Origin of the sequence: Methylomarinum vadi (assembly GCF_000733935.1) — a bacterium.
GTDB classification, from domain to species: Bacteria; Pseudomonadota; Gammaproteobacteria; order Methylococcales; family Methylomonadaceae; genus Methylomarinum; species Methylomarinum vadi.
On the sequence record NZ_JPON01000001.1, the window covers coordinates 3,208,294 to 3,221,087 of the forward strand.

Below are 12,794 nucleotides of genomic sequence, written 5' to 3' on the forward strand. Positions count from 1 at the left end.
TCGCCGGCCTTTTGCTGTTTGCAAAATGCATGCAGTAGTAAATAATCTTTGACGAAAAGGTATGGAACCAACATGGCCTATTCTTTTACCGAAAAAAAGCGTATCCGAAATAACTTTGGCAAAGGTACGGAAGTACTCGAAGTCCCCTATTTGTTAGCAACTCAAATCGATTCCTATGCCAATTTTCTGCAGGCAGGTATGGCGCCTGATAAAAGGGACGATCGCGGTTTGCATGGCGCATTTTTAAGTGTTTTCCCCATTGTCAGCCATTCTGGTTATGCTGTCCTCGAATATGTTAACTACCGGTTGGGAGAGCCTACTTTTGACGTAAGAGAATGTCAGCAGCGTGGTGCAACATACGCCGCTCCATTGCGAGTATTGGTCCGCTTGGTCATTTATGACAAAGACGCTCCGGCTACCGCAAAAGTTGTCAAAGATATTAGAGAGCAAGAAGTTTATATGGGTGAGTTACCCTTGATGACAGACAATGGAACCTTTGTCATCAATGGTACGGAACGGGTTATTGTCTCTCAGTTACATCGCTCTCCAGGCGTGTTTTTCGATCATGACAAAGGTAAAACCCACTCCTCCGGTAAGCTTTTGTTCAATGCGCGTGTGATTCCATACCGCGGTTCCTGGCTGGATTTCGAGTTCGACCATAAAGACGCACTCTATGTGAGAATAGACCGTCGGCGTAAAATTCCTGCGACCATTCTGTTGCGGGCATTGGACTATGAAAATGAAGAAATGATCAAGATTTTCTTCGAAACCAATAAATTTACGCTGAGCCCGGAAAAATTTCTGTATCACATCATTCCCGAGCGTCTGCGGGGGGAAATGGCCCAATTCGATATCAAGCACGATGGCAAAGTGATTGTCGAAGAGGGGCGTAGGGTAACCGCCAAACATGTCAGACAATTGCAAAAAGCGGATGTCGACGTGATCGAGGTGCCTAGAGAATATCTCTATGGCAAGATTTTAGGCCATAACGTCATTGACCAAGCTACCGGTGAGTTGGTCGCAAATGTCAATGATGAAATTAATGAGGAAATACTGCAATCATTGCTCGACGCCGGTATTACCGAAATCAATACATTGTTTGTAAACGACCTGGATCGCGGGCCGTATATTTCCAATTCTATGGCGCTGGATACAACGACTAACCGGTTGGAAGCGTTAGTCGAAATCTACCGCATGATGCGTCCGGGCGAGCCGCCAACCAAAGAGTCGGCTGAGAATCTGTTTGAAAATCTGTTCTTCACCGAAGAACGATACGACTTGTCCGCGGTTGGTCGGATGAAGTTCAATCGTCGCCTAGGCCGCGAAGAAATTACCGGCCCGGGCACGTTAAGCAAGGAAGACATCATTGATGTCATGAAAGAGCTGATCAATATCCGTAACGGTAACGGCAACGTCGATGATATCGACCATTTAGGCAACCGTCGCGTGCGTTCGGTCGGCGAGATGGTGGAAAACCAGTTCCGAGTTGGCTTAGTCAGAGTGGAGCGTGCGGTCCGGGAAAGATTGACGCTGGCGGACTCTGAAGGTCTGATGCCGCAAGAAATCATTAACGCCAAACCGGTCTCGGCTTCGGTTAAGGAATTCTTCGGTTCCAGCCAATTGTCGCAATTCATGGACCAGAACAACCCATTGTCCCAGGTTACCCACAAGCGTCGTGTGTCGGCATTGGGGCCTGGAGGTTTGGCTAGGGAACGTGCTGGTTTCGAGGTCCGCGACGTCCATACCACACACTATGGCCGTGTTTGTCCAATTGAGACACCGGAAGGGCCCAACATCGGCTTGATCAACTCGCTAGCGGTTTATGCGCGCACCAATTCTTATGGTTTCCTTGAAACTCCGTATCGAAGAGTCGTGGACGGTAATGTCACTGACCAGGTTGATTATCTGTCGGCTATCGAAGAAGGTGAATATGTGATCGCGCAGGCCAGCGTGGCCGTCGATGAAAATGGCAAACTCGTCGAAGGATTGGTTTCCTGTCGGCATAAGGACGAATTTACATTGGCTTCGTCTGACACCGTGCAATATATGGACGTATCCTCGAAGCAAATCGTGTCTGTCGCGGCGTCGATCATTCCTTTCCTGGAGCATGACGATGCTAACCGGGCTTTGATGGGTTCGAACATGCAACGCCAGGCGGTTCCGACCTTGCGTGCGGAAAAACCACTGGTTGGTACCGGAATGGAGCGGGTGGTTGCCAAAGACTCAGGGGTCGCTGTGGTGGCGACGCGAGGCGGTAAAATCGAGGCGGTGGACGCGTCGCGCGTAGTAGTGCGCGTCAATGACGATGAAACGGTTGCCGGCGTGCCGGGCGTCGATATTTACAATCTGACCAAATATACCCGTTCCAACCAAAATACCTGTATTAACCAAAAGCCGCTGGTGAAACCAGGCGATATCGTCAAAGCGGGTGATATTTTAGCGGACGGGCCTTCCACTGACCTGGGCGAGTTGGCATTGGGACAAAATATGCTGATCGCATTCATGCCGTGGAATGGTTACAACTTCGAGGATTCCATACTGGTATCGGAGCGGGTCGTCAAAGAAGACCGCTTTACGACGATCCATATCGAAGAGAAAACCTGTGTTGCCCGTGAAACCAAGCACAGTCCGGAAGAAATCACCGCCGATATCCCGAATGTCAGCGAAGAGGCATTATCGAAACTGGACGAATCCGGTATCGTTTATGTCGGCGCCGAAGTTAAGGGGGGCGATATCCTGGTGGGTAAAGTCACTCCAAAAGGCGAGACTCAACTGACGCCGGAAGAAAAATTACTACGCGCCATTTTTGGTGAAAAAGCGGCCGATGTTAAGGATACTTCATTGCGGGTGCCGGGTAATATCCGCGGCACGGTGATCGACGTGCAGGTCTTTACCCGGGACGGCGTTAAGAAAGACAAGCGCGCCTTAGAGATCGAAGAAGCCGAAATTCAACGTTATCGCAAGGATCTCGACGACCAGTTGAAAATTTTGGAAATGGATATTTTCAGTCGCGTTTCCAGGATGTTGGTCGGTAAAGTTGCGGAAAAAGGTCCTAGCGGCCTCAAAAAAGGCAATGAAATCACACAAGACTATTTAGAGGGTCTAACACGTTCGGATTGGTTGAAAATCAGAACCCAAGATGAAGATGTCAACCTACAGCTGGAAAAAGTAGCCGATCAAATAGAACAACAACGCAAGGATTTTGACGAGCGATTCGAGCAAAAACGCAAGAAAATCACGATGGGAGACGATCTTCCGCCAGGTGTTTTGAAAATGGTCAAAGTATATCTGGCCGTGAAAAAATGCATACAGCCGGGAGATAAAATGGCCGGACGCCATGGAAACAAGGGGGTTATTTCGCAGATCGTACCTATCGAAGATATGCCGTACATGGCCGATGGCACCCCTGTCGATATTTTGCTTAATCCATTGGGCGTACCGTCGCGGATGAACGTCGGGCAGGTGCTGGAAACCCATTTGGGCTGGGCCGCAAAAGGGCTGGGCATCAAAATTGGCAAGATGCTGGAAGCTCGCGCCAAAGTCACCGAAATCAGAGGTTACCTAGAAAAGATTTATAATAGTAGCGGTAGAAAGGAGAACCTGGATAGTTTCTCTGACGAGGAAATCCTGGAGATGGCGGCAAATCTGGTTGGCGGAGTGCCGATGGCGACACCAGTCTTCGATGGCGCAGATGAGGGTGAAATCCGCGCAATGCTGAAATTGGCGGATTTGCCCGAGCATGGTCAAACAACGCTATACGATGGCTTGACCGGTGAACCGTTCGAGCGCGAAGTCACCGTCGGTTACATGTACATGTTGAAATTGAATCACTTGGTCGATGACAAAATGCATGCGCGTTCAACCGGGCCATATAGTCTGGTTACACAGCAACCGTTAGGGGGTAAGGCGCAGTTCGGCGGCCAACGTTTCGGGGAAATGGAAGTGTGGGCACTGGAAGCCTATGGCGCGGCATATACGTTGCAGGAAATGCTCACGGTCAAATCGGATGATGTTACAGGCCGGACCCGCATGTACAAAAATATCGTTGATGGTAACCATACAATGGAAGCCGGTATGCCGGAATCGTTCAATGTTCTGATTAAAGAAATCCGCTCATTGGGCGTCAATATTGAACTGGAGCAGGACTAACTGCTCCGTTATTGCATGGAATCCGGTAACAATCAGGTAGTAATAGAGAGGGTAAGCTCTTGAAAGATTTAATGAATTTTCTTAAGCGTCAAGGTCGTAGCGACGATTTTGACTCGATTCGCATTGGTTTGGCATCGCCCGATATGATACGTTCGTGGTCTTATGGTGAAGTCAAAAAACCTGAGACCATTAACTATCGCACCTTTAAGCCTGAGCGTGACGGTTTATTTTGTGCCAAGATTTTCGGCCCGGTCAGCGATTATGAATGCTTATGCGGCAAATATAAGCGCCTGAAGCATCGTGGCGTTATTTGTGAAAAATGCGGCGTGGAAGTGACATTGTCCAAGGTTCGTCGCGAACGCATGGGGCATATCGATTTGGCCAGCCCGGTTGCGCATATCTGGTTTTTGAAATCCTTGCCATCTCGGATTGCCTTGTTGCTGGATATGACGTTGCGCAGTATCGAAAGGGTGCTTTATTTCGAATGTTATGTCGTACTGGAACCAGGTATGACGCCACTGGAAAGAGGGCAACTCTTGACGGATGACGAATATCTGGATGCGGTGGAAGAATACGGCGATGATTTCGATGCGAAAATGGGGGCGGAAGCCGTCTACGATTTATTGAAATCGATCGATTTACAGGAAGAGGTCAAACAACTGCGGGAAGAGATCAATTCGACCAATTCCGAAACCAAGATCAAGAAGTTCTCCAAGCGTCTGAAAGTCATTGAGTCACTGCTGGCCTCGAATAATCGTCCAGAATGGATGATCATGACCGTCTTGCCGGTGTTGCCACCCGAATTGCGACCACTGGTACCGCTAGATGGTGGTCGTTTCGCGACATCGGACCTGAACGATCTTTATCGCCGGGTCATCAACAGAAATAATCGATTGAACCGTTTATTGGATCTGAATGCGCCGGATATTATCGTGCGTAATGAAAAACGGATGTTGCAAGAAGCGGTCGATGCTTTATTGGATAACGGTCGTCGAGGCCGGGCGATTACCGGAACCAACCGTAGACCGCTTAAATCCTTGGCCGACATGATCAAAGGTAAGCAGGGACGGTTCCGTCAAAATCTGTTGGGTAAGCGGGTGGATTATTCCGGACGTTCGGTGATCGTGGTAGGCCCTACCCTCAGGCTGCATCAATGCGGTTTGCCCAAGAAAATGGCCTTGGAGTTGTTTAAGCCTTTCATATTCAGCAAACTGCAATTACGTGGATTGGCCACGACGATCAAGGCCGCCAAAAAATTGGTGGAACGCGAAAGTGCGGAAGTTTGGGACATCCTGGAAGAAGTTATCAGGGAGCACCCGGTTTTGTTAAACCGGGCGCCGACGCTGCATAGGCTAGGTATTCAGGCGTTTGAGCCCACCTTGATCGAAGGCAAGGCGATTCAGCTTCATCCACTGGTTTGTAGTGCTTTCAACGCCGATTTCGACGGTGATCAGATGGCGGTGCATATTCCTTTGTCTATCGAAGCGCAATTGGAAGCCCGAACCTTAATGATGGCGACCAATAATATTTTATCGCCTGCTAACGGCGAGCCGGTGATCAATCCTTCGCAAGACGTGGTGCTAGGCTTATATTTCATTAGTCGGGAAAAAGTCAATGCGCGAGGCGAAGGCAGTGTTTTTACCGATGTGGCCGAAGTGATTAAGGCACTGGACAATGGAGCGGTCGAACTGCAAAGCAAGATTCAGGTTCGCGTCACTGAACAAGTACTTCAGTCGAATGGTGAAATGGAGGAAAAAGTCAGTCGTAAGGAAACCACGGTCGGCCGCGCATTGATTTGGGATATTGCGCCGGACGGCATGCCATTCGAAGTGGTTAATGTGGATATGACCAAAAAGAATATCTCCCGCCTGATCAACTATTGCTATCGCCATTTGGGCATCAAGGATACCGTGGTATTGGCGGATAAATTGATGTATCTGGGATTCAGATACGCGACTCGTTCAGGTGTGTCGTTTGGTATCGAAGATATGGAAATTCCAGCTAAGAAAGCGGATATCATTGGCATGGCGGAGCAGGAGGTAAACGAGATTCAAAGCCAATATGCATCGGGTTTGGTAACCGATGGCGAACGCTATAACAAGGTGGTTGATATTTGGTCGCATGCCAATGACCAAGTAGCCAAGGTGATGATGGAAGGCTTGGGTGAAGATGACGTCGTCAATGCGGAAGGCGAAACAGTCAAGCAAAAGTCGTTTAACTCGATTTTTATGATGGCAGAGTCTGGTGCGCGGGGTTCCGCTGCGCAGATTCGTCAGTTGGCCGGTATGCGGGGATTGATGGCGAAACCAGACGGTTCGATCATCGAAACACCGATTACCGCAAATTTCCGGGAGGGTCTGGATGTACTGCAGTACTTTATTTCCATCCATGGTGCCCGGAAAGGTTTGGCCGACACCGCATTGAAAACCGCAAACTCCGGTTATTTGACCAGACGCTTGGTCGACGTGGCTCAGGATTTGGTGATTTCGGAAGATGATTGCGGAACGGAAAAAGGTCTGACCATGATGCCGCTCATTGAAGGCGGTGATGTGGTTGAGCCATTGTCCGAACGTGTATTAGGGCGCGTCAACGCGCTTGATGTCATGGATCAAGCTGGCGAGAAATTGTTGATTCCAGCCGGGACCATGATCGATGAAAACTTGGTTAATGTTCTGGAAGAGAACGGTATCGATCAGTTGTTGGTGCGTTCGGTAATTACCTGCGAAAGTCAGCAAGGGGTTTGTTCTAAGTGTTATGGTCGAGACTTAGGGCGTGGCCACCTGGTGAATATCGGCGAAGCGGTTGGTGTCGTTGCGGCCCAATCCATCGGCGAGCCGGGTACTCAGTTGACCATGCGTACCTTCCATATTGGTGGTGCTGCATCTCGATCCGCTGCGATCAGTAATGTACAGGTCAAATCCGGCGGTACGGTCAAATTGACGAATCTGAAAACAGTCAAAAACCGGGAAGACAATCTGGTTGCTGTTTCGCGTTCTGGTGAAATCGGTTTGATCGATGATTACGGCAGGGAAAAAGAACGCTATAAAATTCCCTATGGCGCCGTGATATCGGTCGAAGATGGTAGTACGGTTAATGCGGGTGACATTGTGGTCAATTGGGACCCACATACACATCCGGTTATCACCGAAGTAAATGGTTTTATTCAGTTGGAACACTTTATCGATGGTTTGACAGTACAAGAGCAATCCGATGAGGTAACCGGCTTGACCTCGCGTGTGGTTATCGATCCAAAACAAAGGAGTGCGGCAGGCAAAGAATTACGGCCAATGGTCAGATTGGTCGACGAGCATGGTGAGCTGATCAATCTTCCTGGAACTGATATTCCTGCGCAATACTTCTTGCCTGCAGGCGCTATCGCCAGTATCAAGGATGGCGGCGAAGTAAAAGTCGGCGATGTACTGGCAAGAATTCCTCAGGAATCGAGTAAAACGCGTGATATCACAGGTGGTTTACCTCGTGTCGCCGACCTGTTTGAAGCCAGAAAAACCAAAGATCCGGCAATTTTGGCTGAAGCGACCGGTATGGTTTCTTTCGGTAAGGAAACCAAAGGTAAACAGCGGGTGGTAATAACCGATGCCGAAGGCGAGCAGTATGAGACCTTGATTCCTAAGTGGCGTCATATTACCGTATTTGAAGGCGAATTCGTCGAAAAAGGTGAAACCATTGCCGAAGGGGAATTGACGCCTCACGACATTCTGCGTTTACGCGGTGTGGAGGAGCTGGCGGATTACCTGGTTAAGGAAATTCAGGATGTATATCGTTTGCAAGGCGTTAAAATTAACGATAAGCACATCGAGGCGATTATTCGGCAAATGCTAAGAAAAGTCGAAATTACTTCGTCTGGCGATACCAGCTTTGTCAAGGGTGAGCAAGTCGAGCGGACGTTAGTCAATTTGATTAACAGTCAAATGGAGAAGGAAAATAAGATTCCGGCTAGTTATGAGTCGTTGTTGTTGGGAATCACGAAGGCCTCGTTGGCTACCGAGTCGTTTATTTCTGCAGCCTCATTCCAGGAAACCACGCGCGTATTGACCGATGCGGCGGTTCGCGGTACCAAGGACAACTTGAATGGTCTGAAAGAAAATGTTATTGTCGGTCGTTTGATTCCTGCCGGCACCGGCCTAGCTTACCATGAGGAGCGGCGCAAAAAACGCCGAGTCGAATTAGGCGCTGAAGTGGAGGCGCAGGTGCAAGGTGTTGACACGAATGAAGTGGAAGAAGCATTAAAACAGGCATTAAATACCGAATAATAAACAACTTTATTATAAATAAAGCTTGACCCTGATGGGGTCGGGGTTTAGAATACTCTGCTCACATGAGTCAAGCAGCTCAGGCTATGCCGAATAAGAACCGCTATTCGTATGTTTAGCGGTTCTTTTTCTTATATGGCGGTTAAATTTTGTATATCGGAGTGATGAATCTATGGCAACGATCAATCAGTTGGTTCGTAAGCCTCGCGCTAAAAAAACTGAAAAAAGCAACGTACCCGCGTTGGAAGCATGCCCGCAAAGAAGAGGGGTCTGCACTCGCGTTTACACCACAACACCAAAAAAGCCAAATTCTGCCCTGAGAAAGGTGGCCAGGGTTAGGTTGACCAATGGTGCCGAGGTGACTAGTTACATTGGTGGCGAGGGCCATAATCTGCAAGAGCACTCCGTGGTGTTAATCAGGGGTGGTCGGGTGAAAGATTTGCCGGGTGTCCGTTATCATGTCGTGCGCGGCAGCTTAGATACTTCGGGTGTTAATGGTAGGAAGTGTGGTCGTTCCAAATACGGTGCGAAAAGGCCAAAAGGTTAAGGGTTAGAAAATGTCTAGAAGAAGAGTAGCGGCAAAAAGAGATGTGATTCCTGATCCTCGTTATGGTAGCGAGATGCTGTCTAAGTTCATGAATATGCTCATGGTAGATGGCAAGAAATCGGTGGCGGAAAAGATCGTTTATGGCGCGTTGAACACAATCGAGGACAAGGGTCATGGTGAGCCGCTGGAAGTCGTGTCCAAAGCGTTGGAAAACGTCCAGCCTCGTGTGGAGGTCAAGTCACGCCGTGTAGGTGGCGCGACTTATCAGGTTCCTGTTGAGGTGCGTCCTTCTAGAAGAGTCGCCTTGTCTATGCGTTGGTTGATAGAAGCAGCCCGAAAGAGAAATGAGCGTACCATGGCCGCTAAGCTGGCGGGCGAGCTGCTGGATGCGTTCGAGGGTCGTGGCGCAGCTGCTAAAAAGCGTGAAGATACTCATAAGATGGCGGAAGCGAATAAGGCGTTCTCACATTATCGCTGGTAATTTTTGTAGTTAGTTTAAGGGTAAGGTTGTGGCGCGTAAGACTCCTATAAGCCGTTATCGAAATATCGGTATCATGGCGCATATAGATGCGGGTAAGACCACGACGACCGAACGCATCCTCTATTACACCGGAGTGTCTCATAAGATCGGCGAGGTGCATGATGGTGCGGCGACTATGGATTGGATGGCGCAGGAGCAAGAGCGGGGGATTACCATAACCTCGGCGGCGACGACATGTTTCTGGGCGGGAATGGAAAAGCAGTATCCGCAGCACCGTATCAATATCATCGATACGCCGGGGCACGTTGATTTTACCATCGAGGTTGAGCGTTCGTTACGGGTTTTAGATGGTGCGTGCGCAGTCTTTTGTGCGGTGGGCGGTGTGGAGCCGCAGTCTGAAACGGTATGGCGACAGGCGAATAAATATCATGTCCCAAGAATGGCTTTTGTTAATAAAATGGATCGTTCTGGTGCTGATTTTTTGCGTGTGGTTGAGCAGATTAAAGTAAGGCTGGGTGCGAATCCGGTCCCCATGCAACTGCCAATTGGCGCAGAAGATAGCTTTGCCGGCGTGGTCGATCTGGTGAAAATGAAGGCTATTTATTGGGAAGAGGCCAATATGGGAGTGGCTTTCGAAGAAAGGGAAATTCCTGAGGAAATGTCTGGCTTGGCAAGTGAGTGGCGCGAGCATTTAGTGGAGGCGGCGGCCGAAGCTTCTGATGAATTAATGGAAAAATATCTGGAAGCGGACGACCTGTCCAATGAAGAAATTAAGCAGGGAATTAGAAGGTTGACTTTGGCGAATCAGGCGGTGCCTGTTTTTTGTGGTTCGGCTTTCAAGAACAAAGGCGTGCAGTGCATTTTAGATGCGGTGATTGATTTCATGCCCGCTCCAACCGATGTGTTGGCGATTAAAGGGCATTTGGTGGATTCCGAGGAAGAGGTGGAGCGTCATTCCTCGGACGAAGAGCCATTTTCCGCCTTGGCTTTTAAGATTGCGACCGACCCTTATGTGGGGGCTTTGACGTTTTTTAGGGTTTATTCAGGGGTGTTGAACTCCGGCGATGCTGTTCTGAATACGATTAAAGGCAAAAGGGAGCGTATTGGTCGATTGGTGCAAATGCATGCCAACAGTCGAGAAGAAATTAAAGAAGTAAGAGCTGGCGATATCGCCGCGGCTATTGGTTTGAAGGATGTTACAACCGGCGATACGCTGTGTGATATGAATGAGCCGGTAGTGCTGGAGAAAATGGATTTTCCGGATCCGGTGATCTCGGTGGCAGTTGAGCCAAAGACTAAGGCGGACCAGGAGAAGATGGGGGTTGCACTGGGTAAGCTGGCGCAGGAGGACCCTTCTTTTAGGGTTAATACAGATGAAGAGTCCGGTCAGGTGATTATTTCCGGAATGGGTGAGCTCCATTTGGAAATTATTGTTGATCGGCTGCAAAGGGAATTCAATGTGGAAGCTAATGTCGGAGCTCCGCAAGTTGCTTACAGGGAGACAGTTAGAAAAGCAGTAGAATGTGAAGGGAAGTTTGTAAGGCAGTCGGGTGGTCGTGGTCAATACGGACATGTTTGGTTACGAATTGAGCCTCTTGAGCAAGGTGCAGGATATGAGTTTGTCAACGAGATAGTTGGCGGCGTGGTGCCTAAGGAATATATACCGGCAGTTGATAAAGGCATACAAGAGCAGATGGAAAATGGTATACTAGCTGGTTTCCCCGTTGTTGATGTAAAAGTTAGTTTATTCGATGGTTCATATCATGATGTCGATTCGAGTGAAATGGCTTTCAAAATAGCAGGATCGATGGGTTTTAGGGACGGGGCCAAGGCTGCAAACCCAGTATTGCTTGAACCAATGATGAAGGTTGAAGTGGTTACCCCGGAGGAATATATGGGGGATGTTGTCGGCGATATTAATAGGCGTCGCGGAATAATCCATGGAATGGGGGATTCGCCAGCGGGTAAGTTGGTTGAGTGCGAGGTTCCGTTGGCTGAGATGTTTGGTTATGCAACTGACTTGCGTTCAGCGACCCAGGGTCGGGCAACATACAGTATGCAGTTCGATAAATATAGCGAAGCACCTGCAAATATTGCAGAAGCAATTATTAAAAAAGTATCTTAACTCTTTGTTTAAATTTAGGTATTGACTCATGGCTAAAGAAAAATTTGAAAGAACGAAACCGCACGTAAACGTAGGGACCATTGGCCACGTTGACCACGGTAAAACCACATTAACAGCGGCATTGACGAAAGTAATGGCGGAAAAGCATGGTGGTGCGGCCAGAGCTTTCGATCAGATTGATAATGCACCGGAAGAGCGTGAGCGTGGTATTACCATTGCAACTTCTCACGTGGAATACGAATCGGATACCCGACACTACGCCCACGTGGACTGCCCGGGACACGCCGACTATGTCAAGAACATGATTACCGGCGCGGCGCAAATGGATGGTGCGATTCTGGTTTGTTCGGCTGCTGACGGTCCGATGCCGCAAACGCGTGAGCATATCCTGTTGTCCAGACAGGTAGGTGTTCCTTATATCGTAGTGTTCCTGAATAAAGCCGATATGGTTGACGATGAAGAGTTGATCGAGTTGGTTGAAATGGAGGTTCGCGAGTTGCTGAACCAGTACGAATTCCCGGGTGACGATACGCCAATCATCATTGGTTCTGCGCTGAAGGCGCTGGAAGGCGATACCAGCGACATTGGTGTGCCGGCGGTTGAAAAGTTGGTCGAGGCGTTGGACACCTATATTCCAGAGCCGAAGCGGGCGGTCGATGGGCCATTCCTGATGCCAATCGAAGATGTCTTCTCAATTTCTGGTCGTGGTACGGTAGTTACCGGTCGGGTAGAGCGCGGTATCATTAAAGTGGGTGAAGAGGTCGAGATCGTCGGCATCAAAGAAACCACTAAAACCACTTGTACCGGTGTTGAAATGTTCCGCAAATTGCTGGATCAAGGTGAGGCCGGTGATAACGTAGGTGTTCTGTTGCGGGGCACCAAGCGTGACGAAGTAGAGCGTGGTCAAGTATTGGCGCACGTTGGCACCATCAAGCCGCACACGCACTTCAAGGCCGAAATCTACGTCTTGTCGAAAGATGAGGGTGGTCGCCATACGCCATTCTTCAATGGTTATCGTCCACAGTTCTACTTCAGAACCACGGATGTAACCGGTGCGGTAGAGTTGCCGGAAGGTGTGGAAATGGTCATGCCGGGCGACAACGTGACCGTAGAAGTCAAGCTGATCGCGCCGATCGCGATGGACGATGGTCTGCGTTTCGCGGTACGTGAAGGTGGCCGTACCGTCGGTGCGGGTGTTGTTGCTTCAATTATTGAGTAAGT

6 protein-coding genes are annotated in these 12,794 nt (G+C 49.2%); all 6 read left to right on the plus strand.

What is annotated here, in order from left to right:
• Positions 1 to 72: 72 nt before the first annotated feature.
• The 6 genes from rpoB (at position 73) to tuf (ending at position 12,792) form a co-directional block, all read left to right on the plus strand.
• Positions 73 to 4,149 carry a DNA-directed RNA polymerase subunit beta gene (gene rpoB / locus EP25_RS0116015; protein ID WP_031434824.1) on the plus strand — a complete coding sequence of 1,359 codons (4,077 nt, stop codon included), beginning with the start codon at positions 73 to 75 and terminating at the stop codon, positions 4,147 to 4,149.
• A 71-nt stretch (positions 4,150 to 4,220) separates the two neighbouring features.
• On the plus strand, positions 4,221 to 8,420 hold the full coding sequence (rpoC, locus tag EP25_RS0116020) for a DNA-directed RNA polymerase subunit beta' (protein WP_031434825.1): 4,200 nt from the start codon (positions 4,221 to 4,223) through the stop codon (positions 8,418 to 8,420).
• Positions 8,421 to 8,592: 172 nt separating this feature from the next.
• Entirely contained in the window at positions 8,593 to 8,967 is a 375-nt protein-coding gene (gene rpsL / locus EP25_RS0116025; protein ID WP_031434826.1) for a 30S ribosomal protein S12, read from the plus strand.
• A 10-nt stretch (positions 8,968 to 8,977) separates the two neighbouring features.
• Positions 8,978 to 9,448, plus strand: coding sequence for a 30S ribosomal protein S7 (gene rpsG, locus EP25_RS0116030; protein ID WP_031434827.1), 471 nt, complete (start codon positions 8,978 to 8,980; stop codon positions 9,446 to 9,448).
• Between the two features lie 28 nt (positions 9,449 to 9,476).
• Positions 9,477 to 11,573: an elongation factor G gene (fusA, locus tag EP25_RS0116035; protein WP_031434828.1), complete on the plus strand. Its 2,097-nt coding sequence runs from the start codon at positions 9,477 to 9,479 to the stop codon at positions 11,571 to 11,573.
• A 28-nt stretch (positions 11,574 to 11,601) separates the two neighbouring features.
• Positions 11,602 to 12,792, plus strand: coding sequence for an elongation factor Tu (gene tuf / locus EP25_RS0116040; protein ID WP_031434817.1), 1,191 nt, complete (start codon positions 11,602 to 11,604; stop codon positions 12,790 to 12,792).
• Positions 12,793 to 12,794: the final 2 nt, after the last annotated feature.

Coding starts and splice junctions, on each gene's coding strand:
- rpsL (WP_031434826.1), top strand. CDS start 8,593: ATGGCAACGATCAATCAGTTGGTTCGTAAGCCTCGCGCTAAAAAAACT.
- rpsG (WP_031434827.1), top strand. CDS start 8,978: ATGTCTAGAAGAAGAGTAGCGGCAAAAAGAGATGTGATTCCTGATCCT.
- tuf (WP_031434817.1), top strand. CDS start 11,602: ATGGCTAAAGAAAAATTTGAAAGAACGAAACCGCACGTAAACGTAGGG.
- rpoC (WP_031434825.1), top strand. CDS start 4,221: ATGAATTTTCTTAAGCGTCAAGGTCGTAGCGACGATTTTGACTCGATT.
- rpoB (WP_031434824.1), top strand. CDS start 73: ATGGCCTATTCTTTTACCGAAAAAAAGCGTATCCGAAATAACTTTGGC.